General features: G+C 55.7%; 17 protein-coding genes and 1 pseudogene. 8 read left to right on the forward strand and 10 right to left on the reverse strand.

From position 1 onward, the window contains the following. The first annotated feature begins 274 nt into the window (after positions 1-274). The 7 genes from agaR (at position 275) to K0H79_RS06135 (ending at position 8,554) form a co-directional block, all read left to right on the forward strand. Complete coding sequence (gene agaR / locus K0H79_RS06105) at positions 275-1,057, forward strand: transcriptional repressor AgaR (protein WP_220067233.1); 783 nt, start codon at positions 275-277, stop codon at positions 1,055-1,057. Positions 1,058-1,075: 18 nt separating this feature from the next. Continuing rightward, positions 1,076-2,443 (forward strand): Gfo/Idh/MocA family protein, encoded by a 1,368-nt coding sequence (locus K0H79_RS06110; RefSeq protein WP_220077660.1) that lies wholly within the window; start codon positions 1,076-1,078, stop codon positions 2,441-2,443. A gap of 4 nt (positions 2,444-2,447) precedes the next feature. Further along, positions 2,448-3,716 (forward strand): class II D-tagatose-bisphosphate aldolase, non-catalytic subunit, encoded by a 1,269-nt coding sequence (locus K0H79_RS06115; protein WP_220077661.1) that lies wholly within the window; start codon positions 2,448-2,450, stop codon positions 3,714-3,716. 5 nt (positions 3,717-3,721) lie between these two features. After that, positions 3,722-4,915: an SIS domain-containing protein gene (locus K0H79_RS06120; protein ID WP_220077662.1), complete on the forward strand. Its 1,194-nt coding sequence runs from the start codon at positions 3,722-3,724 to the stop codon at positions 4,913-4,915. Positions 4,916-4,918: 3 nt separating this feature from the next. After that, the gene (locus K0H79_RS06125; protein WP_220077663.1) at positions 4,919-5,926 is read left to right on the forward strand and encodes an ROK family protein; all 1,008 of its coding nucleotides are present in this window, start codon (positions 4,919-4,921) and stop codon (positions 5,924-5,926) included. Then, a complete protein-coding gene (gene nagA / locus K0H79_RS06130; protein WP_220077664.1) occupies positions 5,919-7,169 on the forward strand; it encodes an N-acetylglucosamine-6-phosphate deacetylase in 1,251 nt (416 codons plus the stop codon). Before K0H79_RS06125 ends, nagA begins: the two co-directional genes overlap by 8 nt. Positions 7,170-7,237: 68 nt before the next feature. Beyond that, entirely contained in the window at positions 7,238-8,554 is a 1,317-nt protein-coding gene (locus K0H79_RS06135; protein WP_220077665.1) for a sugar MFS transporter, read from the forward strand. Between the two features lie 114 nt (positions 8,555-8,668). Here K0H79_RS06135 and panP read toward each other — a convergent pair whose 3' ends face one another. Then, positions 8,669-10,312: a pyridoxal-dependent aspartate 1-decarboxylase PanP gene (panP, locus tag K0H79_RS06140; protein WP_220077666.1), complete on the reverse strand. Its 1,644-nt coding sequence runs from the start codon at positions 10,310-10,312 to the stop codon at positions 8,669-8,671. Positions 10,313-10,976: 664 nt separating this feature from the next. Between panP and K0H79_RS06145 the strand changes: the two are divergent. After that, positions 10,977-12,335 (forward strand): annotated as a pseudogene (locus tag K0H79_RS06145) (M4 family metallopeptidase); the annotation flags it as partial. A gap of 48 nt (positions 12,336-12,383) precedes the next feature. Here K0H79_RS06145 and K0H79_RS06150 read toward each other — a convergent pair. The 9 genes from K0H79_RS06150 to K0H79_RS06190 all read right to left on the reverse strand — a co-directional run bounded on the left by K0H79_RS06150 (position 12,384) and on the right by K0H79_RS06190 (position 26,291). After that, the gene (locus K0H79_RS06150) at positions 12,384-13,358 is read right to left on the reverse strand and encodes a sensor domain-containing diguanylate cyclase (RefSeq protein ID WP_220077668.1); all 975 of its coding nucleotides are present in this window, start codon (positions 13,356-13,358) and stop codon (positions 12,384-12,386) included. Between the two features lie 35 nt (positions 13,359-13,393). Then, entirely contained in the window at positions 13,394-13,987 is a 594-nt protein-coding gene (locus K0H79_RS06155; RefSeq protein ID WP_220077669.1) for a uracil-DNA glycosylase family protein, read from the reverse strand. Continuing rightward, on the reverse strand, positions 13,987-14,541 hold the full coding sequence (locus K0H79_RS06160) for a hypothetical protein (protein WP_220077670.1): 555 nt from the start codon (positions 14,539-14,541) through the stop codon (positions 13,987-13,989). The genes K0H79_RS06155 and K0H79_RS06160 overlap by 1 nt, the downstream gene beginning before the upstream one ends. 208 nt (positions 14,542-14,749) lie before the next feature. Beyond that, positions 14,750-15,838 carry a M35 family metallo-endopeptidase gene (locus K0H79_RS06165; RefSeq protein ID WP_220077671.1) on the reverse strand — a complete coding sequence of 363 codons (1,089 nt, stop codon included), beginning with the start codon at positions 15,836-15,838 and terminating at the stop codon, positions 14,750-14,752. Between the two features lie 321 nt (positions 15,839-16,159). Further along, positions 16,160-18,241: an MtrB/PioB family decaheme-associated outer membrane protein gene (locus tag K0H79_RS06170; RefSeq protein WP_220077672.1), complete on the reverse strand. Its 2,082-nt coding sequence runs from the start codon at positions 18,239-18,241 to the stop codon at positions 16,160-16,162. A 12-nt stretch (positions 18,242-18,253) separates the two neighbouring features. Then, entirely contained in the window at positions 18,254-19,174 is a 921-nt protein-coding gene (locus K0H79_RS06175; protein WP_258405526.1) for a DmsE family decaheme c-type cytochrome, read from the reverse strand. Positions 19,175-19,302: 128 nt separating this feature from the next. Further along, entirely contained in the window at positions 19,303-21,273 is a 1,971-nt protein-coding gene (locus K0H79_RS06180; RefSeq protein ID WP_220077674.1) for an OmcA/MtrC family decaheme c-type cytochrome, read from the reverse strand. A gap of 317 nt (positions 21,274-21,590) precedes the next feature. Further along, positions 21,591-23,780, reverse strand: coding sequence for an OmcA/MtrC family decaheme c-type cytochrome (locus tag K0H79_RS06185; RefSeq protein WP_220077675.1), 2,190 nt, complete (start codon positions 23,778-23,780; stop codon positions 21,591-21,593). 327 nt (positions 23,781-24,107) lie between these two features. Beyond that, complete coding sequence (locus tag K0H79_RS06190; protein WP_220077676.1) at positions 24,108-26,291, reverse strand: OmcA/MtrC family decaheme c-type cytochrome; 2,184 nt, start codon at positions 26,289-26,291, stop codon at positions 24,108-24,110. Positions 26,292-26,356: the final 65 nt, after the last annotated feature.

Genomic DNA, 26,356 nt, shown 5'->3' on the forward strand with positions numbered 1-26,356 from the left:
ATAACAAAAGGCTTAATTGGCTTTCGAATGCTTACATATAATGTTAAAAAAGTGTTTTGATCAACAAAAAAATGTGAAATAGCTTTTATTTTCTTTCGAATGGAGGCATATTGATTGATATCGAAAGCCGGCAAGGTCACAAAAGTTAAACTTAAGTCGCTGAATTTCAATGGTTGATGGCATTAATAAGCCGCTTTGACTGATATCGAAACCTATTGAAAGTTTATCCGCTGTGATACATTGAGGCTTTCGAGCAAATGATGGGATAACCGAAATGAACATTCTCAACACCATAGAGAGACAACAGGAAATCGTGCGCCTGACCCAACAGCAGGGAAAGGTGTCGGTGAGCGATCTGTCGGCACGCTTCGGGGTGTCAGAGGTCACCATTCGCAGCGACCTGGCAACCCTGGATCAAAAGCAGTTGCTGGTGCGCTCCCGCGGCGGCGCCATCGTTAATACCGAGCTCAGCCGCGAGTTGTCCCTCAAGGAAAAGGGCAGTTGCTACTCGGCACTGAAACGGGAGTTGGGCGCGGCGGCGGCAAGTCTGGTGCAAAACGGTGACAGGTTGCTCCTGGACTCGGGCACCACCACAGAGCAGGTCGCCCATCATCTGATGCAGCACGATGACCTTATCGTGATGACCAATGGGCTGAACATTGCCTCTGTGCTGTCCAAGTCCGAGTCGGTGGACGTGATGCTTACCGGCGGTCTGCTGCGTAAAAAATCCATGTCCTTTTATGGCAGCGCTGCCGAGAAGAGCCTGGGTGACTACAACTTCAACAAACTTATTCTCGGTGTGGACGGTTTCGACTTGAAGGCCGGACTGACCACCCATTTTGAGAAAGAAGCCTGTCTGAACCGGATGATGGTGGACATTGCCACCGAGGTCATAGTGGTGACCGATTCATCCAAGTTTGATCAGCAGGCCTTTCACGTGATCTGCCCGTTGCTTCGCATACACAGGCTGGTCACAGACACAGGCATTCCTGAGCGTTACGCCCAGGCACTCGAAAAACAAGGGGTGCAATTGCACCTGGTAGAACGCACTCAATAGCGATTTAAGGGGAGAACAATGGCGGGAATCGATCGTCGTGGATTTTTGAAGGCCTCTATGGCATCTGTGGCTGCAGCGGCGCTGGCGGGTTGTGCCAGTCAGCAGGGCGGCAGTGTAACACCCAAGGCAGCGGGCAAGTCCGTGATGGGCCTGGTGGTGCCAAAGATGGCCGAAGTGAGAGTGGGCCTCATAGGTGTGGGTGAGCGTGGTGTGGGTTTTATCCATCACTTCAATAACATCGAAGGCGCGCGCATTACCGCCATCTGCGATACGGATCCCCTGGTTATCTCCCGTGCCCAAAAAATCATGACCGATTATGGCCGTGGTCAGCCTGCCTATTACAGCAAGGGGCAAGAGGCCTATCTTGATCTGGTGGCCCGCGAAGATGTGGACATAGTGGTCATTGCCACGCCCTGGGCGCTGCATCACCCCATGGCCAAAGCCGCCATGCTGGCCGGTAAGCACGCCTTTGTGGAAGTCCCCATGGGCATGACCATCGAAGAGCTGTGGGATCTGGTGGACACCGCCGAGCTGACCCAGCGCAACTGCATGATGATGGAAAACGTCTGCTACGGCCGCGACGAACTGATGGTACTGAATATGGTGCGCCAGGGCCTCTTCGGTGAGCTGCTCCACGGTGAGGCCGCGTACATCCATGAACTTCGCTGGCAGATGAAAGAGCTGGACCGCAAGACCGGCTCCTGGCGTACCGGCTACCATGCCCAAATCAATGGTAACCTGTATCCCACCCACGGCCTTGGCCCGGTTGCCCAGTACATGAACATCAACCGTGGCGATCGCTTCGACTACCTCTCGTCCATGAGCTCCCCGGCCCTTGGCCGCGCAGCCTATGCCCAGCGCGAGTTTCCAAAAGATCACCAGCGCAATCAGCTCAACTACATTTGCGGCGACATGAACACCAGCCTTATCAAAACCATTAAGGGCCGGACCATCATGGTGCAGCACGATACCACCACACCGCGCCCCTACAGCCGCCATAACCTGATCCAGGGCACCAATGGCGTCTTTGCCGGATTCCCCAACCGTATCGCCCTGGAAAACAATGGCCGCGGCAGTTTCCACGAGTGGGATCAGGACATGGAACACTGGTACGGTAAATACGATCACCCGCTGTGGACCCGCATGGGCCGCGAAGCCGAGCAGAACGGCGGCCATGGCGGCATGGACTTCCTGATGTGCTGGCGCATGATTTATTGCCTGCGTAATGGTGAGCCATTGGATCAGGACGTATACGACGGTGCGGCCTGGTCGGCGGTGCAGCCTCTGTCTGCCGAATCGGTGGCTGACCGCGGTAATTCCCGCGACTTCCCCGACTTTACCCGTGGCGTATGGCAGAGTGCCAAGCCTCTGGGAATCGTGGGGTAAGCAGATGTCGGTACTCAAATCCATTATTGAGGCCAACAAGCGTGGCGAGCAGCGGGGCATCTTTGCCGTCTGCTCGGCACAGCCGCTGGTCCTGCGAGCCGCGCTGCGCCACGGCGTAGCGACGGGCTCTCCCGTGCTGATTGAGGCCACGGCCAATCAGGTTAACCAATTTGGCGGATACACCGGCATGGTGCCTGCCGACTTTATCCGCTTTGTCGAATCCCTGGCCGAGGCCGAAGGCCTGCCCCGTGAACGCCTGCTCTTTGGCGGCGATCATTTGGGCCCCGTCGTCTGGAAACATCTGCCTGCCGATGAGGCCATGGATAAGGCCGAGGCCATGGTGCGAGCCTTTGTTAAAGCGGGTTTTGAAAAAATCCACCTCGATGCCAGCATGGGCTGTCAGGGTGAAGCCGAGCCTCTGGGCGATAGCCTGATTGCCGCGCGGGCTGCCCGCCTTTGCAAGGCGGCGGAGGAGGCTGCCTGCGGGCGGCCACTTTGCTACGTGATTGGCACCGAAGTGCCGCCCCCCGGCGGTGTTGCCAGCCTGCATGCGCTGGAAGTCACCCCGGTGCCGGCTATCGAGCAAACCGTTGCGGCCCACAGAATGGCGTTTGACGCCGCCGGGCTCAGTGATGAGGTATGGCAGCGGGTGATTGCCCTGGTGGTTCAGCCCGGGGTGGAATTCGGCCACAGTGACATACATCAGTACAACAGCAGCCTGCTGGATGCTCAGCGCCGTTTTATCCGCCGCCAGCCCGGCTTGGTGTACGAGGCGCATTCCACCGATTACCAATTGCCGGAACACTATAAGTCGCTGGTGGCGGACCATTTCGCCATTCTCAAGGTCGGGCCTGAACTGACCTTCGCCCTGCGCGAAGCGCTGTTTGCCCTTGACCATATCGAGGCCTTGTTGGTGCCCCAGGCGAAGCGCGCGGGACTCAGAGCCCTGTGCGAAGACAAGATGCAGGCGGACCCCAAATTCTGGCAGCACTTTTACACCGACCCACTGGCGCGGGACTGGCAACTGGGATTCAGCTACAGCGACCGTATTCGCTATTACTGGCCGGAATTGTCTCAGGCGATAGACACCCTGCTGTTTAATCTCAAAGACCCCATCCCTTTGCCACTCATCAGCCAATACCTGCCGCTGCAATACTCCAAAGTATTGCGTCAGGCCCTGCCGGCGACGGCCCTGTCGCTGGTGCTCGACCATATCAGTCTGGTGCTTGAACGCTACGAAGACGCCTGCCAGTTGAGCGCAATTAAAGGATAATATTTATGCAAGTCAACGACCTATCAAAGACCAAGATCTGTCTGGAATTCGGTGAAGACGCGCTGCGTCAGCCACCGAAGGGCAGTCACTGGACGGCAGAGGAAATTTGTCAGCAGCCCGGACTGTGGCGGCAAATGGCGGAGCAGTTTGTGCAGGAGAAGGACAGATTACACGACTTCGCCGCGCCCTTACTGGCCCTGCCTGACTTGCGGGTTATCCTCACTGGTGCGGGGACGTCGGCGTATATCGGCGAGGCGCTGGCGCCCTTTCTGGCGACCCAGATGCCGCTGGTGGGGCAAACGGTGGAGGCCATTGCCACCACGGACCTGGTGTCACATCCGCATCTCTACCTGCATCCGGCAAGGCCGACACTGGTGATTTCTTTCGGCCGCTCCGGCAGCAGTCCCGAATCCATGGCCGCCATCGAACTGTGCGATGCTCTCTTGCCCCAGTGTTACCACCTGCTGCTGACCTGTAATCCACAGGGCAGCATGGCAAGGTACGGTGAGCAAAAGGCCGACCGTGCCTGCCTGTGGCTGATGCCGGAAGGCAGCCATGACAGAAGCTTTGCCATGACCAGCAGCTTTACTTGCATGTACCTGGGCGTGCTTCTTCTGTTTGCTGGCAATTACAGTGCCCTGGCGAGGGCGATTACCCTGGCAGAGCGCCTGCTCAGCGACAGGGTGGATGAGATTGCCCGGCTTGCCGCATCACCGCTATCCCGGGCGGTATTTTTGGGCGGTGGCGCCCTGCAGGGCATCGCCCGGGAAGCCGCGCTCAAGTTACTGGAACTCAGTGCCGGCGCCGTGATGGGGGTACATGAGAGTCCCCTTGGCTTCCGCCATGGCCCAAAGTCCCTTATCGATAGGGATTCTTTGGTAGTGGTACTTTGCTCATCCGAGCCCTATGCCCGCGCCTATGATTTGGACATGGCCGCCGAGCTTGAGCGGGATGGCGCGGCCAGTGCCGTGGTACGTCTTTGCGAAGAAAATATCGGTGCAGATGGTCAGACCTTACTCGAGGATGTCTGGCTTACCTTCCCCTATATCCTGTATTGTCAACTTTTTGCTTACTTCAAGGCCCTCAATCTTGGGATCAGTGCCGACAACCCTTGCCCCGGTGGCCAGGTGAATCGCGTGGTCCAGGGGGTCAAAATCCATCCCCTCAACCAATACCGGTTGCCGGGAGTCGGGGTATAACGGATGCATTACGGACTGGATATCGGCGGCACCAAGATTGCGCTCGCCTTATTTGATGACAGCATGGCCTGTGTGAAGCGCTGGCAAATTCCGACCCCTGTGGCCGATTATGGTCAGTTTCTGGATGAGGTCTGTGCCCAGGTTGAGCGCGCCGATGAACTGGCGCAGCAGCACCCAGGTGTTGCAGTGCAGCCTGCCGCGGTGTCCAAGGGCTCTGTGGGCATTGCGCTTCCCGGGGTTATTCTCAGCGACGGTACGGTACTCTCAAGCAATGTACCTTGCCTCAATGGTCGCATGGTGGCCAATGAGCTCACCGCGCGGCTCGGCAGACCGGTTGCGCTTGGGAATGATTGCCGCTGCTTTGCCCTGTCGGAAGTAATGCTTGGTGCCGGTGTGGGCTTTGAGCGTGTGCTTGGGGTTATCCTCGGTACAGGCCTTGGTGGCGGCGTCTGTATCAGTAAGAAACTGATTTTAGGCGCCCATTGTCTGGCCGGCGAGTTTGGCCATATTGGTCTGCCGGCCTCTGTCATCATCAAACATCAGCTGCCGCTGTTCGAATGTGGCTGCGGCTTAACCGGCTGCGCCGAGACCTATGTCTCGGGCACCGGCCTTGGGCGCCTGTACCAGCATTTTGGCGGCACTGCCGATACCTATACCTGGCTTGCGGACTACCGCGCGGGCAAGGCTGCGGCGATCAGCACCTTTGAAGCCTATATGGATGCCCTCGGCAGCGTGCTTGCGGGGCAAATTCTCAGCCTGGATCCGGACTGCCTGGTGTTCGGTGGTGGTATTTCCGAGGTCAATGAAATCATCGCGGCGCTGCCCGATGCAACCGCAAGGCACCTCTTTGCCAGTGCCAAATTGCCGCAGTTCCGTGTCGCGGAATTTGGCGCAGCCAGTGGGGTGCGCGGCGCGGCGCTGCTGGGTAAGGCCCTCAGCGAAGATTGCCTTGCCGGCACGAGCGGCATAGCGACGGCTGCCGATGACATTCAAAGGAGGCATCATGGCTGATTTTGATGGAAACAACTTGCCTGAAAACCTCAACGATTGCTGGCTTTGCCCGGAGTTTGCGCTCCTTGGTACAGACTATGGGCGTGAGTTTTGCTCCACCGGCGATACCATTGCGGCTTTGGTATCTGCCGCTTTGGTACCGGGACTTTGGCTTAAAATACGCCAAGGCCGCATCGAGGCAATAGCACGCGAACCGGACGCTGATTTACCCCATTACCGGCTACCGGGCATTCTGGCCCCGGCGCTGGTGGATACCCAGGTCAATGGCGGTGGCGGGGTACTTATCAATCATAAGCCCACCGCGGCGGGCATCAACAGGCTTACCCAAACCCACGGCCAGTATGGGACCGGCGCACTCTTGCCCACGGTAATAAGCGATAACATCACTGTGATGAGGCAGGCGCTCGACGGCGCCATTGCCGCAAGGCAAGGGGGCGATGACGCTGTGGTGGGCATTCATTTTGAAGGGCCGCATCTATCGCTCGCCAAAAAGGGATGTCACAGCCCGGCGCTTATCCGCCCCATCGGAGAGGCCGAATTTGCGCTCTACGCCCAGGCCGTCTCCGCCCTCGGGTGCTGCATGGTGACACTGGCACCGGAAGCGGTATCGCCTAACGATATTGCGCGTTTGGTCGCGCTCGGCGTCAGGGTCAGCCTTGGCCACTCCAACGCCGATGTTGCCACGGTCGAGGCAAGCCTCGCGGCCGGTGCCAGCGGATTTACCCACCTCTTTAACGGCATGTCGGGCTTGCAGGGCCGGGAGCCGGGTATGGTGGGCGCGGCGCTGACCAGCCCGAATGCATATTGCGGCATTATTCTGGATGGTGAGCATGTGCACGCCACCTCCGCTACCCTGGCCTGGCGACTTAAAGGCAGTGACAGACTTATGCTGGTCACAGACGCCATGTCGCCCACGGGTACCCGTGAGGAGAGTTTTGACTTTTTCGGCGGCAAGGTACGAAGGGATGGCATGGTGCTCAGGGACGAACATGGCTCGCTGGCTGGCTCTGTGCTGACCATGACGGCGACCGTGCGTCAGGCCTGCGCCATGCTCGGGGTGAGCGCGGCCGAGGCGTTGTGGATGGCAACGGCCACACCGGCAGCGTTTTTGGGTCTAAAGGACAGAGGCCGATTGGCACCGAACTGCCGCGCCGATTTTGTGCTCCTGAATGATGCCCTTTATCAACAGGGCCGCTGGCAAGCCGCTCAACTGGTGGCAGGCCAAGAGCCTTCACTGGAATAAAAGCGCCTTCATTGGCATAAAAGTACAGAAAAAAAGCAACCGGAATGGAATAGAAGCTGGATAACCCTATGGAAAATATAATGAAAACAACCAAGACCTCTTCCACGCTGTTACCCATGGTGCTGATAGGCATCCTGTTTTTTGTGTTTGGGTTTGTCACCTGGCTCAATGGCGCCCTGATCCCGTTTTTGAAGATTGCCTGCGAACTCAATGAGCTGCAGGCCTATATGGTCACCTTTGTGTTTTACATCGCCTATTTCGTGATGGCGCTGCCCATGTCCGGGCTACTCAGCCGTTTTGGCTACCGCGCCGGGCTGCAAATCGGTTTGGGGGTGATGGCACTGGGGGCTTTGCTGTTTATTCCTGCGGCGTTCAGCCACACCTTCGGACTGTTTTTGCTGGCGCTTTTTGTGCTCGGCACCGGGCTGACCATACTGCAAACCGCCGCCAACCCTTACATAGTGGTGATTGGCCCCAGCGAGAGTGCTGCCATGCGCATCAGCTGTATGGGCGTGGTGAATAAGGGTGCAGGTATTCTGGTGCCCCTTATCTTCAGTGCCTGGGTGCTGACCGGGATGGACGCCTACACAGAAACCGCGCTGGCGGCCCTGTCTGAAGCCGATAAAGCAGAGGCTTTGCTGGCCCTGTCGGCAAGATTGGTGGAGCCCTACCTTGCCATGGCGGCAGTCCTGATAGCACTGCTGTTTTATGTGCGCTTTTCGCCCCTGCCTGAGCCGAATATCAGTGCCGATGAGTCATCTCAACAGAGTCACTGGCGTGAGCTGCTCAAGTATCCTCAGGTAATGCTGGGGGCCCTGACACTCTTTTTATATGTGGGCGCCGAAGTCATCGCCGGTGACAGTATTGGCCTTTATGGACAACACCTGGGGCTCAGTAATTTCGGGGTACTGACCTCCTACACCATGGCGTTTATGGTGCTGGGTTATCTGGTGGGCATCGCCACAATCCCAAGATTTATCAGCCAGAAAACAGCACTGGCGGGCTCGGCCATTGCGGGTCTGGTGTTTACCCTTGGGATAATGTTTGGTGATGAGCAGGGCACCACCCTTGCCGCCTGGCTGTTGCAACCCTTTGGCATAGCCGCAGTCCCCGATACCGTGCTGTGTCTGGCACTGCTTGGGTTTGCCAATGCGCTGGTGTGGCCCGCTGTCTGGCCCTTGGCGTTGCAGGGTCTTGGTCGCCTGACCGCCACCGCCTCGGCGTTGCTGATTATGGGCATTGCCGGTGGCGCTCTGCTGCCACTGGCCTACGGTGCGCTGGTACAGTCGGGCCTCAGCCATCAGCTCGGGTATGGGTTGCTGCTTCCCTGTTATGGCATGATTTTCTTCTATGCCGTTAAGGGCCACCGCTTGCGCCAGGCCTGATAGTTCCTTTCGCCTAAGCCTGAATAACAAAGCCCGGCATCTCTGCCGGGCTTTGTTGTTTGTTAGCCGTTTCTCCAGACTCAGTACCGGTATCGGCCGCCTGGTATTTCACGCTCAACACAGAGCGTCGAGGGCCTGCAGTATGTCAGTTTCCCCGCTTGCCAGCACACGCTGCTCATCCAGTACGGCGGCCAATATGGCTTCGGTGGTAAGGGGATTGGCAAGCACAACCCTGAACACGGTGCGCTTGTCGTTGCCGTAGACTTTGGGCGTGATACGGGTGCGTGAGACAAAGGATTTACCCTGCTCGCGCTGGGTTTTCTGGATAGCGCGGGTGAGGTCATCAAGCAGACTGCCAATGGCGTCCAGTTTCGCTTTATCCTGCTGAGCCACGGCCTGTGCCAGTGTCTGGCGCACCTTTGCAGGCACGTACCTGTAAGTCAGCAGACACAGCTCTGGCTCGCTGATAAGCTCAAAATCCGCCTGGGCTTGAATGAGCCCGGCAAAGAATCGGGCGCGTTCCAGTGAGCCGTTGATAAGGATTTCGTAGCCTTGGCGACCGATGATGTTCAAGCAGGCATGAACCAGCATGGCCATCCCGGGACGTGAACCTTCCAGGGTCTGGCTGCCCAGATCCTTGGAGCCCTGACGCAGGATGTACTCGGCATGATGTTCGATGGCAGAGGCGAAGCTTGGATCTTTAAAGAGCACCATGCCTGCGCCCATGGGCACATACATTTGCTTGTGGGCATCAATGGTGACTGAATCCGCAAGCTCGATACCGCCAAGCAGGTGGCGATACTTCTCGGACAGCAGGGTAGCGCCGCCCCAGGCCGCATCCACATGGAAATGGCAGTTTATCTCTTTGGCAAGCGACGCCATGTCAGCCAGGGGATCCACATTGCCGGTTTCGGTGGTGCCGGCGACGCCAACTATGGCCATCACCCGAATATTGCGCGCCTGCAATTGGGCTGCAGCAACGCGCATGGCTTCAACATCCACCTTATTGTGAGCATCCACCGGCACGCTGATGATATTGTCCCGGCCGATGCCGAGCAGATCAGCGGCCTTACCGAGGGAATAGTGGCCACGCTCCGACACCAGAATTGCCAAATCATCCCAACCGTAATGTTTGAGCGCTTTGTGCAAGCCTTCGCGGGTCACGCCTTTGAAGTTACCGCTGGCTTTCAGCAACTGGTTGCGGGCAATCCACAGCGCTGTAATGTTGGCCACGGTTCCGCCGGAGCAAAAAGCCCCCAGTGCATGGCTGGCACTGTGGAGGAAGCCCTGATAGAAATCCTTATCGCGGCCATAAATCAGGTGGTGCATCATGCCGAGCACCTGGCGCTCCATGGGCGTAAAGGCCTTGGAGGTTTCGATTTTCACCAGATTCTGATTCAGCCCCACCATCAGTTTCGACAGCGGCAACAGGAAATAGGGCAGGGCAGACGTCATATGGCCGATAAAGGATGGTGCGGCAGTGTGTACCGACTGCGCCACCAAATGGGACATGATGTCTTCCACGTAATCGGACACAAATTGGGGCTGTGGTGGCACTTCGACACTGTAGAAGTGATCTTCAATGTCTGACAGAGGTTGTTCCAGCGCGGCAATATTATCCTGCAAGAAACCGGCAAGATCGGCAGACAGCTGCTGCTCGATACGGCCAAGGGTTGAGTCTGCCGCCTCGGGTACGGTAAAGATCCGCATCAGGTTGTCTTCAGAGGCTGTGGCTTTGCGCAGGTGTTTTTCTGTCATCTCATCACGTCTGGCTGTCTTGTGCACCGCCAGTGGCATGTATGGCGGCGAAAAGGGAGCTCACTTTACTGCAAGGTCTGGTTTGCATCAAGGGTATGCAACGCCGGGCTGGGGATAGCTGCCCAAAAGCGGCTTGCCTTGCGCCGCACCAGCATACCATCAAGGGCCAGCGGAAGGATTTTATGTCGGCCTTTGCCGCTGGGGGCCTGTGGACTTTACCTTATCTTTGCTCCACAAACCCCAGCCGCTTGACCGCGCCGAAGGGGTTCTGCCACTGGTGAGTCATAGGGGCTTTCCTTAACAGATTTCAGTGCGTTCGAAATATTCTGTGGCATTTTTATTCCATAATTATCAATTATTTGGGATGCCATTCTGTAAGTGGTGGGATTGGCTGTTATAGCAAAACCCGAATTAAATCTAACACTTGTATCATTATGTAACCAATGTGTTACACAGTGGTAAATTTAATTTTAATTTAAGGTTGCATTCATTCTTGAGCACCCGATTGTTTTGTGACAGTTTGTCCCGACCAAGGGGAAACTCTTGGACAAAACAACTACAAAAGGATCAGGACATGAAAGCATACACTTTAATCCCTGCAACACTGGCTCTGTGTGTTTCCGGCGCACTGCAGGCTGGCAATACCCTGGAACACCGCATGGGCCTGGCCCATGGCAACAGCTTTGCTGCCGGTAAATCTTTCACTACTGCCGCTGGTCACCAAAAAGTAAAGCAGCAGCAAATGTTCAATGGTGTAAAGGTATACGGCCACCACCTGGTCGTGTCTTCTGATGGCGATATCTTTGGTCAGGCTGCTGCTATCGACGCCGACTTTAACATCACCCCAGCATTGACCCGCGGCCAGGCGATTGCCGCGCTGAACAAAGTGTATCCCGGCGCCTTGGCATCTGGCCATAAAGACGTAGAGCTGGTTATTCTGGCTGAAGGGGAGGCCCCTCGTCTGGCTTACCGCGTGTCTTTCCTCAGTGAAGGTGTAAACGAGATTTCCCGTCCGGCTGGTTTGGTGGATGCCATGACCGGTGAAGTGGTGCGTCACTGGAACGAGTTGATGACCGCCAAGAACAGCGCCGGCAAGCCAGGCAATGGTGGCGGCACGACTCCGGGCAGCGCATTTGATGCCACTGGCCCGGGTGGTAATGCCAAGACCGGTCAGTACTACTACGGCAGTGACTTCGGTCCGCTGAAGGTGGAAGAGGCCAACGGCGTATGTACCATGAGCAACGCCAACGTGAAGACGGTGGACATGGCCAACAGCACTCGCCGTGGCACTGTTTACTCTTTTACCTGTCCTGAAAACACCTACCGTGCCATCAATGGCGCATACTCTCCGCTGAACGATGCCCATTACTTCGGCGGCGTGATTTTCAACATGTACAAAGACTGGTACAACACAGCCCCGCTGACCTTCCAGCTGGAAATGCGTGTTCATTATGGCCGCAACTATGAAAACGCTTTCTGGGATGGCCGTGCCATGTCCTTCGGTGATGGTGCCAGCTATTTCTATCCTCTGGTGAGCCTGGATGTGTCGGCCCACGAAGTCAGCCACGGCTTTACTGAGCAAAATTCCGGTCTGGAATACAGTGCCCAGTCAGGTGGTATGAACGAAGCCTTCTCTGACATGGCCGGTGAAGCTGCCGAGTTCTTTATGCGTGGCAGCAACGACTGGATGGTGGGTCATGACATCTTCAAGGGTAATGGTGCCCTGCGTTACATGGACGACCCAACCAAGGATGGCCGCTCAATTGGTCACGCCTCTGATTACACCAGTGGTATGGATGTGCACTACTCTTCCGGTGTGTACAACAAGGCCTTCTACCTGCTGGCCAGGAAAAATGGCTGGGATACCCGTAAAGCCTTCGAAGTCTTTGTACTGGCAAACCAGCACTACTGGACTGCGACAAGCAATTATAACCAGGGTGCTTGCGGCGTGCAGGCTGCTGCTGCAGATCAGGGCTACTCAGTTTCTGACGTGAGCTCTGCTTTCGCCTCTGTTGGCGTAAGCTGCCAGTAAGCCAAAGCGCACGAAAAAGCCCGGAGATTCCGGGCTTTTTTATTGGTTTTTTTTTGTCTGTTTGGTGCGCTTGTGGTGGTACATGCGGGCATCGACGCTGGGCAGTAAGCTGTCCAGCTCGTATTGGGTGGCGGGGTCCAGTTGCAGCATACCCACGGAGTAGTCAAATTTAGGCAGCTGGGTTTGGTGGGCAAGGTGTTCATCCAGCCTTACCAGTACCGAGTTCTCCAACTGCTCGGTTTCTGAGTGGGCCAGCACCAAAAACTCATCGCCACCCCAGCGGGCAACTAAATCACTGCCGCGGCAGCTCGATTTCAGACTGGTTGCGAAAAAAGCCAGGATCTTGTCTCCCGTGATGTGGCCGTAATTATCATTGATGGGCTTGAACCCGTCCAAATCAAAACTGAGCAACACCATTTTACGGCCCAGACGCAGCGCCAGTTGCTGATTCTTTTCAAACAACTCTTCAAAGCCACGGCGATTGTAGATTTTGGTCAGAGGGTCAAGATAGCTTTGATTAATCAGCTGATTTTCACGGTACATGTGTGCCAAATCGGCGTTGATGACATCACGAATGACATTGAGCACCTTCAAGTAGGTGGCAGGGTACTGGGTAACGACATCGGATAATACGCACAGGGTGCCAAAGGTATCGCCGTCGGGCCAGATGATGGGCATGCCCAGATAGGATATGTAGTGGTCGTCCTGAAATTCGGGATTGTCATGCCAACGGGGATCCAGACTTGCATCAGGTACATACAGCAGCTGATTTTTTTGCACCACATAGTGGCTATATACGTTCTGGTCTATGGTGGCGATATGGCCAGGGGAATAACGCGTGGTGGGGAGCTCGGAGGCTATCAGCACCTCAATCCCTTTGGTGTTGGCCTGATTGATAAAGGCCGCGGGTGCGTGGAACATCTCTGCCACCGTGTCCACAAGCCGCTGCCACCTCAGCCAGTCGATTTCGTTGACCTGTATGTCACGAAATGAATGATATCCGTAGGCCCTCATCGGTGACCTCCGTGTGTCTGTCCCAAGTATTAAGTTTAGTTCAGCCCGAGCAGGCCTGATACCCGTTGTTGCAACTTAGGGATGACGTTGGCTTCGAATTCAGGATGGCGTTTCAGCCAAAGGCCGTTGCGGGGGCTGGGGTGAGGTAACACCAGGAGCTTGGGCCAGTGGGCTTGCCAATCGGTGGCTTCGACCGTGAGCCCCCTGTGCTGTGGCAAATGCCAGTCAAGCGCATAGGTGCCAAGCACCAGAGTGAGTTCGACATGGGGAAGATGGGCGAGCAAGCGTTCGCGCCACGCAGCAGCACACTCGGGCCGGGGCGGCATGTCTCCCTGACGTCGTCCCTGCCGGATGATGGAGCCGGGGAAGCAGAACCCCATCGGCAGTATGGCAAAGCGCCCGGGATCGTAGAAGGACGCCTTATCTACACCAAGCCAATGGCGAAGCCTGTCACCGCTGGCATCATCGAAAGGTCGGCCTTTCTCATGGGTTTTGGCACCAGGTGCCTGACCGGCGATAAGGATTTTGGCGCCGCTTGCGGCTTGCAATATGGGGTTGGGGCCAAGCGGCAGGCCCTCACATAAATGGCAGGCCCGCACTTCTTCAAGTAGTACCGCCAGCGTTTGCATCAGAGCTTGCCTGCCAATTGATACAGGTAGTAGCCCAGCAGTGGATACCCAAGGCAGAGTACCAGTACACACAGATATTTACCGACAGGGGTTTGTTTGGGCCTGGCGGCATGGGCCGTGATAAGTGCAAAGGCCGTAACGGGGCCGATAAAACAGCCCATGGCTAAAAAGAGCACCGGTAGAACGGCTGCTATGAGTGGCCTCGCCGTGACGGATTTTTCAGCCAGCAGCCAGGGCAACAGGGCAAAGGCGAGTGACACCAGCAGCAAGCCGCCATTCATCACCAGATCGGCGCCTCCCCGCGTGTCCCAAAGGGTAAGCACTGCACCCAAAGCGACCGGCAGCAAAGACAACAACAGGTGTTTTTTGGTAAATCCGGGATGCTGATAAAAGCCAGCGGCGAAAAACGCCAACTGAGCGAGTAAATTCAGCGCCGTAAATCCCCCGAGGCCCAGCAGTAAATACGCCGTGGCTCTTGTTCCGGATGGGTCAAAGGCATACACGGGCAATGCGGTCAGTAAAAAAGGTAATAACAGTAATATTCTCAACGGCATGACATCAAACCCTGGAGATAAGTTTGGTTAACCTTCTCCTAAAGTGGCGCGGCATGCAACGGTGATGATGGGATTTATGATGGCTTTTGGGTGTTTCTCACGCTTTGGCGGTAAAAGCGTAAAAAAAGAGGGCAGATCCTCTGCCCAAAATTCACAAGGTAACTGGCAATTCCCAAAGGGAGTGCCGGTCCACAGACCGGCGGGTAAATCAGTTTTGGAACGGTGTATTTTCAGCAAAGTATTCGTGGCTGTCGGCGTTCTGGATAGCTTGGTCCGGATTGCTCTGGGCCAGGCTCTTGGCGCCACTCTGGCCGTATACGACATCGTCGGTGCCGGCGACCACATCAAAGTGGCTCATCTCATGGACGATGGTTCCGCCTTTGGAGTCGGTGCCTGACACTGGCGCGCTCCAGAAGGCACTGCACAGATAAATCTTGTAAGGCTGATTTGGATACACGTAGGCGTAGTAGCTCTTCTTACAGCTGCAATCGAACGTCAGTGGTTGGGTATTCAGGGCCGAGTCGATGGCGCTGAAATTGTTGCTGACGGTGTTCCAGCGGCTGCTGTTGTAGCTGCCAAACCAGGTGTTGTAGCGCACTGAACTGGCAGGGCTGTTGTTATTGGCTAGATAGCCTTTGGCATCGGCAGCCATGGATTTGGCGGCGGCTAAACCTGCCAGGGTGTCACTCATCTGGCTGTTGGAACAGCGGCCACTGAAGCTCACGCCTTCGGTTGGGGTACCGCCATCACCGCCGCCAGGTTTGCCTTTGTTCGCGCCGCTCTTGGCTTCAATCCCTTCGTGGAAGAAACTGACTGCATCGGATTGAATACCCTCAATACCCAGACGTGCCAGTTTGTTTTGCTGGCCAGGATTCGGGGCGAAGAGTTGCAGAGAGCTGACCTGGTAAGCGATTTCATAATTGCCCTGTTCGGTCATGTCGTACAGGGAAGACAGCTCAACGTCATAGCTGACGCTCTCACCGGCCTTGAGCTTGATGTAGTCTTTGCTTTGTGGTGCCGGGCGCTTGAAATGGGCGCCGAGGTAATGTTTTTCTTCACCGTTAACCGACACTTTAAACAATGACTCTTCCACACCGTCTGCCGCTGTGTACCACTTGAGCACCTTCACAGGCACTTTTTCATCGTTGGTCAGGGTAACGCGCACGGTCACGTCTTCATTGGCGGCGAAGTTTTGCTTGCTCATTTCGAGGCTGGCACGTATCCCATCTGCCAGCGCTGAAGTAGAAAACAACATTCCTCCCAGCAGTGCGCCGGTCAGCAGAGTCGAGTGTTTCATGTTTGCGAGTCCTTTAGCTTGTTATCAGGTTTGTAACTGTGATTGTTATATATGTTATAAAAATGTAGCGCTGGCAGTGTAAGACTTTTGTCTTTAGCGATGCAACAGGTATTTTTGTCTTTTTGATGGCTTATGGCGTAATTCGCTGTCAAACGGTTGTTTTTATGGGTTGTCATTCTGTAATGCATCCGGGCACCACAAATGCCCTTATCCGGTATGCGGCAGTTCTGGCTTGCTGAAACCCATAGACGCCAGAAGGTGGGAAAGGGGGATTTGACCAATAAAAAAGCCCGCAGCAGCGGGCTTTTTCGGGGGGAGGTGTTAGAGACGATAACTCATGCTCAGCATGATCAGGTGGGCATTGTAGTCATGGTTCATGGGACCAAAACTCACCAGATTCCAGATGCCATCCACGGCAATATCCCGGGCTTCATCGTTGTCACGGTAGTTTTCCATGCGGTAGTCCAGACGCACGGCCATGCGCTCACTGGCCTGGAATTGAGCGTACAGGTTCAGATTGTGCACCTTGGCAAAATAATCGCCGTAGTCGCCGGTGATCCCCTGACGTACCTGAGTTGTACTCTGTGAATCCGAGAAGCTGTAATCGGCACCGAGTTTCAGCCTGCCATCCATCAATTGGTTGTAGGCGAGACCCAGACCGTACACATCCACCTTGTCTTCGATATCGGAGAACCAGTTGGCGGTGGCAAAGTTGCTGCTGCCAGCCTGGGCCGAGTCAATGGTTTGGTGGGTGTAAAAACCGCTCAAAAGCAGACGTTCGGTAAGCTGCCAACTGAGGCTGGCATCGTAACCCAGGTCCTTGGATTCGGTCAGGCCAATCTGGGTCGCATCGTAATCATCGAGGGCATAACGCACTCCGAAATCGAGACTCAGGGTGTCGAGCGGTGTGTGGGACACGCGCATCTCAGCCTGAGTGCGATTGCGATCGGCCAGATAGTACTTGCGCAGCAGGGCATTGTTTTCCGATGAGGTCCATTCGCTCGCCTGGTATTCACTGCCACCGCGGCTGCCGTAACTGCCCTTGAGTGAGAAATCCCAGTGTTCGAAGTTACCCAGGCGCAGTCTTGCCCAGCCAGTGGTTTCTTCCGTGGTTTCTCTGTCCTGGTAGTTACGCTCATCGACCCTGTGATCCACACCGCCATCCAGCTTTATGCCGCGGCTGATACGGTAATCGGCACCGGCCTTGAATCTGTGGCTGGTATGGTCATAGGGGGTGTTGTACGCCACCTTGCCGGACACATTGTTGATGCTGATTTGGGTCCACTCTTCAACCTGAGTCTTGTTGTCACGGTCACTGTAATCGTAACTGCCTGACAGGCGAAGGTCCTTGTTGACGCGGCTGGACGCTTTCAGGGTCATGCCAATGATGTCCACTTTGGCATCCAGTGCTTCAACGGGCAGGGCATAACCATAGCCCGTGGTGACCAGTGGCTCATCCTGGCTCATCTGGCCTGCCATCAGGCGTCCGGTAAGCTGACTCTTTCCATCGTTGTAGAGCCCCTGCAGTGACACTGTGTGGGCCTGATTATCAGGGTCCAGCGCCATGGCACCACTTCTGGCCGCACCAAAGGTGGGGTGGAAGGGATTATCAAAACTCAGCTCACTGTAGCCATTGGAGAAACGGCTGCCGTTGTACACCAGCGCCAGGAAGCCATTATCGCCTTTAAGCTTTACACCGGCTTCCACCGTGTCCGTGGTGTAATCCACAGGCTCTGGCAGCATGATGGACTGGTTGAAGAAACTGCCGGAGGCGGTTTTCAGCCCCGTCTTTTCTTCCCGCTGATAGTGCACATAGGTGGCAAAAGCTGACTCGCTCTGATATTCAAAGCCCAGACCCGCCCGCTCGCGCTTGAGTGACATTTCAAAGGGATTGGCCGAAGCAAGGCCGCTCATACCGTCACTGGAGCCTGAGTAAACCCAGTCTCGGGGCAGGGTAAGGCTACCCGAGCCAATGCCCTCAAATGGGCTGACCAGGGTATCAGACTCGTAAGTCTTGATGCTGCGATAGTCCAGACTCAGGTTGTAGCTGCCGGGGCGACCGGTTTTCAGGTTGGCACTGGCGTTATCCATGCCAAGGTTCTCGGCATTGAACTCGGTGCGATAGCCTGACTCAGTGACGTGGCGCACGTCCGCATCGAGTTTGTAAGGCACTTCTTCGTCGCTGTCAAAGCTGTTGGCGGAGCGAACATCGTCTGTGTCCTGATAGCCGACGCCTACGCCTATGATACCCTGAGTGCCCGTTTCCAGCGTACAGCCCTTACAGGCCCAGGCATCGAATTTTACCTTGTCGGTGTTGGCATTGTTCAGGCTGTAGCCACCGGCCAGTGCCGGAGCCGAGGCCGCAAGCAGCGCCAGGGTGATCATATTGAGTTGAAATCTCATGATGGCGCCTCCTTAACGTTGCAGCAGCTTGCCGGATGGATGATTGGAACCATGCACCTGGCTGTGACAATTCAGGCAGCTTCTGCCGCCGGTGAAGGCGTTATCGCCCACTTCGCTGCCAAAGCCGGTGTTGCCCAGATTGGCGCGGCTGGCGTGGCCATCGCTGGCGTGACATTCCTGACACAGCATGGGGGCACGGGCTTTGAGCATGGCGTCATTCACACTGCCGTGGGGATTGTGGCAAGCGGCACAATTCTCAGTGACGGGCGCATGCTCCCACAGTTTTGGGCCCCGCTTCTCCGTGTGACAGGCATAGCAGGTTTCGTTTACCGACGGTTTCACCAGTGCGGCATCGCCCAGGCTGCCATGGGGGTTGTGGCAGTCGCTGCACACCATTTGAGCCCATTTGAGCGGATGGCTGGAGCGCTTGTTCAGCTCAGTCTTTTGCTTGGTGTGACAGCTGGTGCAGACTTCCATCTCTGTGCTCTTGGACAGCACAGGGTCTTTGGCAGTGTGCACACTGTGGCATGAGGCGCAGGCCACATCGGCGTTGTCGTGGTGACCACCGTTCCAGGCCATGCGCTTGTCATCCTGGTGACAGGACATACACACGCTGTTTTGCTTCTCGGCGCTTAGGGTGGAATCCTTGCCGAAGGTGATCATCGGCTCGTTGCCACCCTTGTTGTGTTTGCCCATGGGGCCGTGGCAGGACTCGCACTGCAGCCCGGCCATGGGGCTCTTGCTTGAGTCGGTTGCACCATGGACACCCTTGAAGAGATCCATGACTTTTTCAGACTTCTTGTGGCACATCAAACAGGAATCGGCCCCTTTGGGCGAGTAGTCGCCTTCGGCGAACTTCTTGTCCAGTGTGGCCTCAACCTCGTCGGGGGTCATCTTGGCGTCCCATTTTGCGGCCTGTGCGGGGCTGTGCATCAGTATCCCCGAGACAAGCAGCGAGCCAAGGATGGCGCTGAGGGTTAGTGTTTTCATCATCTCGTTTCCTTATTTGACCAGTCTCCAGAGGGGAAGGGGAGAGAAGACTCTCCCCGGGATACGGTCAATTACATTTTCACCACAGTGTGGTCGGTAACGGTTGGCTGGTGACAGAAGAAACAGGTTTCCTGCTGCGCCGCCTGATTGGCTTCCACGTAGTCACCGTCGACGATGGCACCCATGTTGGTCAGACCGTGGCCAATGCTCTCAGGCGCGTGGCAAGAGGTACAGGTGGCCGTGATGGGCGTGGTGTATTTACCGGCAGAGGTTGCCAGCGCACCCTTGACCTTGAAGGCGTCCAGATTGAAGTCGTTGTGACACTGACGGCAGTCGTTAAAGACGCCTTCTTCACCGTGCACAACGTGCAGTTTCATCTCGAACGCACCTTTATTGGCGCCACCGGCGTAAGTACCGTCAGGGGTGTGACAGGCCACACAGGCATCGACACCCACTGTCAGCTTGCCATTCACATCGCGGCCCAGCTGCTCGCTCATGATAAAGCCGGCATGGTAGCCCTTGTGAATGTCGAAGGTTTCACCGTGACAACCCTGACAGCTGGCGAAGTTCACCGAGTCGATGTGGCGGAAGTTTGCAGTCTCACCGGCCTTGGTGCCGTGAGCCAGCTGAGCTTTCATGGACTGGGTGGCAACGCCTTGGGCACAGTCAACAAACTCGGTGCCGCTGACACACATTTCCAGGCCAACGAAGGTAAAGGCAGTATTGGTATCGCCGGCGCCGAAAGGCAGGGCGGGGGTGGTGTATACCAGCTTGCCGTCAACCACAGTCACATCGGCTTGCAATGCGCCTGACTTCGCCAAGTCTTTGGTCACTTTATGCAGACCATTTCCTGGGCTTGGGTTGTAGCCCATGATGGGGAAGTTGGGGCCCACGTTGGTGATGGTTTCAATGCGCTGGATTTTGCTTATCAGGCTATTGGCATCCACCGCATTGCCTGCGGCATCGGTAATCACCAGAGTCAGAGTGGCGCTATTGTCCTCATTACCCACCAGTGTGGTACTCATGCCAAGCTTGGCGACCAGCTCTTTTGCAGCCTTGCCCTGGGCGGTGTGCAGCTCGGCAGTCCAATCACTGTTGTGACAGGCCACGCAGTTGCTGTTATCGGCCTGCATGGAGTGGCCTTTCCCGGCCGCAAAGTCGATGTTGGTGTGGCAGCTGCCACAGCTTTGGGCGGTAGGGATACGGGTCCAGTTGGCCCAATCAGGGGCAACTTCGGTTTCAACGTGGCAGCTCTGGCAGTTTTCCAGTGCCGCAACGCCAAAGGCGGGTTTAATCTTGTTATCGGCGTCATCCAGGTCGAAGTGGATATCGTGGATGAAGACGTTGAATTCTTTGCCTTCACTCACGCGGCCGGGGGTGTGGCAGCTGGCACAGAAGTTCACATCACCGGTCATGTGGCCAGCTTCCTGTACGTCACCGTGACAGGCGTTACAGCTCTCGCTGACAACGATTTTGCGGCTGTAGAAGGCATCAGCTCCGGTATCGCCCATAAAGTCGACCAGAGCAGTGGTGCCTGGCACTGTGGTGCCATCCGGCAGGGGCACGTTGTAATTGCGGATTGCCAGGCGCTGTGCCAGCTCGGCTTTGTATTCTGAGCGGGTAGAGTCGGCCAGGTTGGCACCGAAGGTATAGCTGTAGCGACCATTTTTGTGGTCCACGAAAGTGCCAGGACACTTGCCGGCAGGCAGGTCGCAGGTTTCGTCCAGCAGGTATTCCCACTGGGAGCTGTTACCGGCGCCGGTTGCACCTTCAGGCAGCAACTGCTCGGCATAGAAACGCATTTTTTGCAGACCAACAACGGGTTTGTCTTCTTCGTTGGTCACGGTGAATTCTACCTTGGTGATACCCTCGTTAATGCGGGTATCGTTGAAGGTGAAATGAAGTTCGGCGATGGCACCTGCAGGCTCGCCGCCTGGGTTACCTGGGTTGCCGTCGCTGCCATCACTGCCACCACAGGCGCTTAAGCCCAGGGCGCTGGCTGCTATCAGCAGTGCGATTTTGGTTTTTTGTGTGTTCATCATGATGTTCCCTGCATAGGTTGACATTGCTCTGCGACCGGGCGGCTTACCATCTGGGGTGCCGTCTAGTGGGTTGGCCATCTAAGTCAATGTTGGAAATAGCATTCCCCAGGGAAAAGTTACCTCATAGGGGGTAGAAAATCTGTCTTGGCGTGTTCAATGTGTGAACTGGATCCGGCTATTTCAAAAGGGGTATCAGCGGCGGGATAATAAAGCTGTTTCAGATCAAAAAATGCGTGATTTTATTGCACAATTTGCATCAAGTTGCATCAAAAAAGGGGGAGCCCAAGCTCCCCCTTTTTTCACTTTAAGGCTAAGCCTTATTTGTTGTGCAGTCCACGGATCTGCTCTGCAGTGTGGCAGGTAGAGCAGCTTTCCTTGGCACGGTTGCGCACGTCTTCAGCACTGGTACCATCGACAATACCGCCATTGGTTTCGATGTGAGACTTGGCCGCATCACCCATGTACTTCTGGTGACAGCTCATGCAGGCACCGGCATCGGAAGATACCCAGATATCCACGCCGCCGTTGTCCTTGTCGCCATAGCGCCATACACGCTCAGGAGCACGGCCCAGGTTGATACCCTTGTCGGTGTGACAGGTGCTGCAGTCGGTCTTGAGCACAGTACCAGTCTGGGCACCGGCATACTTGAGGTAGTGACCTGCGGCGCCGTGAGCCTTATAGGCGAAGCTGGTTGGCTTCTTGCCACCGGGGTAGCTGCTGTCATTGGAGGTGGTCTTGTCAGAGGTGTGGCAGGTCTGACAGTTCACACCGTTACTGTAGTGATGGTATTCCTGATTGTGGCAACCCTGACACTTGTTGGCGTCCACAATTTCGCGGCGCATGGCAGGTTTGGCGGTATCATCCACCCCTGCGTCTTTCCAGACGAAGTGGTATGGTGCTTCCTTCACTTCAATCTTACGCACGCCGTCGGTGGCGCAGTCGGTCATCACCACGTCAGGGCGACCGTAACCGCCGTTGTTGAAGCACACCTTCAATGTTGACCACAGCTCGAAGGTCTTGCCGTTGGCGTCCGCAGGCAGGTCAATCTTGCTGGCTGTCAGGGTGTAGCTCTTGTCAGTGGCATCGTAAGTGCCGTCTTTCAAAGCGATACGACGGTTGCCGTAAGAACCCTCATAGTAACCGGGGAAGTCTTTATCACTGTCCCAGGCCATGACCACGCGGCTACTGGTGTCGAGGAACTCGGTGCCAACGGCGTTGCCGTCTTTATCCAGCACCTGCACCTTGAAGGTGAACTTACCGTCAATATCAACGCCGATGTTGCTGAACTTGACCGACATCCCCTTGGTGGTGTCGTAAGCCTTGAGCACATCACCGTGGGCTTCGGCGCCGCTGCGTGAGTAACCATCTTCGATGTGACAGCTCATACAGTCGGTGCCTGCACCGTACTTGTAGTGGGTGTCCGATGGCAGCTCGCTGTGACAGGCGATACAAGCGGTATTACTGAGGTTGGCTTTAAAGAGATCTGCATTGGCCGGGGCACCTGCGCCTTCGACGTGACAGGCAGCGCAGTCAGCGGCCGGTCCCTGCGGGTACATGACCTTGCTGTAGTCATGCACACCGCCACCATACCCAATCACCTTGTAAGGCGCCTGTACCATTTTCTCCTCGGTAGGAGAGTAGGTCATGCGATGTTCGCCTTTGTGGATGGCGTGGATCATGTAGGTAAAGTCGACGCTGTTGCCTGACTCAGGATCGCCGGAGGTGGCAGTGTGGCAGGACGCACAGTTTTCAAGGTCGATACGACGGCCACCGTGGAGCTTGAGGCTCTCGGGCTGGTGACAGGTGTAACAGGTCTCAATACTGACCACATCGCGGGTTTGAATGCCTTCGGTTTTGCCGGAGGCAGGCTGCCAGTCATAGTGGGCGTTGGCGGTGACCTGGGGCAATTCCAGCTCCAGGGTAGCCCTTTGGGTGTTATTGGCGTCAAACACGACCGGCAGTGGCTCGGTAACGTTGGCGATATTAATCTGGAAAGTGTAGCTGTAGCTGCCGTCACCATGGTCAACCAGGCAGGTATCGCACTTATTGGCGGCTTCTACGTTGGCCTGATACTGAGCTGAGGGGTTGATGTCGGAATCGCCCTCGGGCACCCAGGCTGGATTGGGCTCTTTTTTGCCGTTGATGTAGGCCTGCCACTGGTAGCCGCGATTGGCTTCGGTGGCCTGGTCGCCTTCACCCACTGTTTCTGTCACTTCGGTGAGCTGGGCAATACCAAAACGCAGATCGTGATCCTTGGTCAGCCCCAACACGGCGACGCCGTTGGCGTTTTCCAGGGTGAAGTCAACGTTCAGTACACCGGCATCGATGCTGGCATTGGTAAAGGTGGCTTTGAGGGTCGATGTTTTGTCAATGCTGACGCCAATGACACCATCTTTGCCGTCTTCACCATCTTTGCCGTCGCTGCCGCAACCGACGAGCGTTAAAGACAGTAATCCGGCACCCAATATCGCTTTGGTCGCGGCATTGAAGTTGAACCGTTTCATCATAATATTTCCCTGCAAGTGTATTTGTCATCGCCATTAACTTGCGGTTAATCAAAACAAATCTCATTAACCACAGCGAATGGGTGGATTTATGTTTCCAAGGTTAAGGCTAACCAAGTGATGCAGAATAATCAGTCACTTTCGCCGGGTTATGTGATTGAGATCGGACTATTTCTTTAGAGGTAGATTGGGCGTCGGAGCAAAACATAATCTTGATCAATAAAAGCGGATTTACCGAGTGCGGATTACAAAAAGACACAATAAAAAGGGAGGCAATTGCCTCCCTTTTTATTGTTTACCATTTAAAGGTATTCAAGCTGCTGAAACACCTCAGTTGCCGTGCACTTCCATCAGTTGTGTCGGTGTATGGCAGGTAGAACAGGCCTCTTTGGCACGATTGCGGACATCGGCCTCACTCATACCATCCAGAATACCGCCGTTGGCCGTGATGTGTGACTTGGCGGCATCACTTAAGTACTGCTGGTGGCAGCTCAGGCAACTGCCCGCATCGGAAGATACCCAGATGTCGGCGCCGTTGTTTTGGGTATCGCCATAGCGCCACACCCGGTCTGGAGCGCGGCCAAGGGTGATACCGGTAACGTTGTTGCCAGCCTCTGTGTGGCAGGTGGCGCAATCTGTCTTGAGTACGGTTCCCGATTGCAGCCCACCATATTTGAGGAAGTGCCCTTCGCGCTCGTGTGCCTTCCAGGCAAAGCTGGTGGGTATGCGGCCACCCGGATAAGTCGAACTGTTGCTCAGGGTCTTATCTGAGGTATGGCAGGTCTGACAATTCACGCCATTATCATAGTGGTGAATTTCCTGACCATGGCACGCCTGACACTTGGCAGTGTCGATAATGGCTCGGCGCATAGCCGCTTGCTGCGAGCTGTCGATGCCATTATTTCCCCAGACAAAGCGATATGGGCTTTCTTTGATGGCCACAGTTCTGACGCCATCGGTGCTGCAATCGGTGAGTTGGATATCGTCGACCCCATAACCCCCGTTGTTAAAACAGGCTTCCAATGTTGACCAGATCTCGAAGCTCTTTCCGTCCGGCATAGCGGGCAGGGCCGCATTTGGCGTCAAGGTGTAGCTCTTTTCAGTGGCATCATAGGTGCCCTCGCGCAGGCGGATGCGACGATTGCTGTAGGAGGCATCATTGTAGGCGGGATAGTCTTTATCAACATCCCAGGCCACGACCATGCGGCTGCCTTGGTCGATAAAGGTCTGATCCATTGGGGCGCCGTTTTTGTCCAGCACCTGCACCTTAAAGGTCATTTTGCCTGCATTGGCACTGACATCGAGAACTTTGACGCTCAGTTCGCCTGCCAGGGTGTATGCCTTCATCACATCGCCATGGCGTTTGGTGGGGCTGCCGGTACCATGGTAGGTGTTGTCGGTATTGTGGCACGCCATACAGTCAGTGCTGGCATGGTGGGCAGAGGGTTTTTCGGAGTGACAGGCCACGCAGGCGGTGTTGCTCTTTTCGGCTTTAAAGAGAGCTGCATCGGCCGGTGCCCCTTGACCTTCCTGGTGACATACACTGCAGTCAGAGGCGGGTTTCCTCGGGAAGTGCACCAGACCATAGTCATGCACACTGCCGCCGAATCCAACAATCTTGTAAGGGGCATCTACCTGATTGCCATCGGCATCAAAGGTATGACGCTCTGCACCACGGTGAATGGCGTGGATAAGATAAGTGAATTCCACACTGTTGCCTGATTCAGGATCCCCGGAGGTTGCCGTATGGCAAGCCACACAGTTCTCAATATCAATCCTTCTTCCTCCGTGCAGTTTGAGGCTGTCAGGTTGGTGACAGGTATAACAGGCGTTGATGGTGACCACGTTTCGGGTTTGGATACCCTCAGTGTTGCCAGTGGATGGCTGCCAATCGAAATGACCGTTTGCAACCACCTGAGGCAGCCTCAGCTCCATGGTGATCCTTTGGGTGGCATCCGCGTTGTAAACTACCGCCAATGGCTCTGTGACCTGGGCGATATTCACCTGAAAACTGTAGCTGTAGCTGCCATCGCCATGGTCAACCAAGCAGGTGTCACACCCGTTGGCGGCTTCCACGCCTGCCTGATATTGGGGGGACGGAGTAAGGCCATCCACACCCTCCGGCACAGTGCCCGGCTGGCGAAGGCTGTTAATATACGCCTGCCACTGATAACCCAGGTCCGCTTCTCTGGCGTCGTCTCCCGCACCTATGGTTTGGGTGACCTGCGTTAACTGGGCGATACCAAGTCGGAGGTCATGCGTCTTGGTTAACCCAAGCACGGCAACGCCATTGGCGTTAGTCAGCATAAAGTCGGCAGTGACTTTGCCATCTTCGACCCTGGCATCGGTGAAGTTCACCTTAAGCGTGGCGGTAGAATCAATATTGACGCCAACAACGCCGTCCTCGCCATCTTTACCGTCCTCACCGTCGCTGCCACAGGCAAATAGTGTCAGCGATATCAGGGCGGCCAATGCCAGGCGGGTAGTCCTGTACACCTGTCTTTGGAAGTTCATCTTTGTATCCCTGCATTGCGTTTATTGCACGAATGGGGCCGATGACAGCTGGCCCCCTAATTATC

The organism is Shewanella sp. FJAT-52076 (assembly GCF_019457455.1).
Lineage (GTDB): Bacteria > Pseudomonadota > Gammaproteobacteria > Enterobacterales > Shewanellaceae > Shewanella > Shewanella zhangzhouensis.

Bases quoted from the DNA above. Each gene is read 5' to 3' on its own strand.
- agaR (WP_220067233.1), top strand. From the start codon at position 275: ATGAACATTCTCAACACCATAGAGAGACAACAGGAAATCGTGCGCCTG.
- K0H79_RS06110 (WP_220077660.1), top strand. From the start codon at position 1,076: ATGGCGGGAATCGATCGTCGTGGATTTTTGAAGGCCTCTATGGCATCT.
- K0H79_RS06115 (WP_220077661.1), top strand. From the start codon at position 2,448: ATGTCGGTACTCAAATCCATTATTGAGGCCAACAAGCGTGGCGAGCAG.
- K0H79_RS06120 (WP_220077662.1), top strand. From the start codon at position 3,722: ATGCAAGTCAACGACCTATCAAAGACCAAGATCTGTCTGGAATTCGGT.
- K0H79_RS06125 (WP_220077663.1), top strand. From the start codon at position 4,919: ATGCATTACGGACTGGATATCGGCGGCACCAAGATTGCGCTCGCCTTA.
- nagA (WP_220077664.1), top strand. From the start codon at position 5,919: ATGGCTGATTTTGATGGAAACAACTTGCCTGAAAACCTCAACGATTGC.
- K0H79_RS06135 (WP_220077665.1), top strand. From the start codon at position 7,238: ATGGAAAATATAATGAAAACAACCAAGACCTCTTCCACGCTGTTACCC.
- panP (WP_220077666.1), bottom strand. From the start codon at position 10,312: ATGACAGAAAAACACCTGCGCAAAGCCACAGCCTCTGAAGACAACCTG.
- K0H79_RS06150 (WP_220077668.1), bottom strand. From the start codon at position 13,358: ATGAGGGCCTACGGATATCATTCATTTCGTGACATACAGGTCAACGAA.
- K0H79_RS06155 (WP_220077669.1), bottom strand. From the start codon at position 13,987: ATGCAAACGCTGGCGGTACTACTTGAAGAAGTGCGGGCCTGCCATTTA.
- K0H79_RS06160 (WP_220077670.1), bottom strand. From the start codon at position 14,541: ATGCCGTTGAGAATATTACTGTTATTACCTTTTTTACTGACCGCATTG.
- K0H79_RS06165 (WP_220077671.1), bottom strand. From the start codon at position 15,838: ATGAAACACTCGACTCTGCTGACCGGCGCACTGCTGGGAGGAATGTTG.
- K0H79_RS06170 (WP_220077672.1), bottom strand. From the start codon at position 18,241: ATGAGATTTCAACTCAATATGATCACCCTGGCGCTGCTTGCGGCCTCG.
- K0H79_RS06175 (WP_258405526.1), bottom strand. From the start codon at position 19,174: ATGCACAGCCCCGCACAGGCCGCAAAATGGGACGCCAAGATGACCCCC.
- K0H79_RS06180 (WP_220077674.1), bottom strand. From the start codon at position 21,273: ATGATGAACACACAAAAAACCAAAATCGCACTGCTGATAGCAGCCAGC.
- K0H79_RS06185 (WP_220077675.1), bottom strand. From the start codon at position 23,780: ATGATGAAACGGTTCAACTTCAATGCCGCGACCAAAGCGATATTGGGT.
- K0H79_RS06190 (WP_220077676.1), bottom strand. From the start codon at position 26,291: ATGAACTTCCAAAGACAGGTGTACAGGACTACCCGCCTGGCATTGGCC.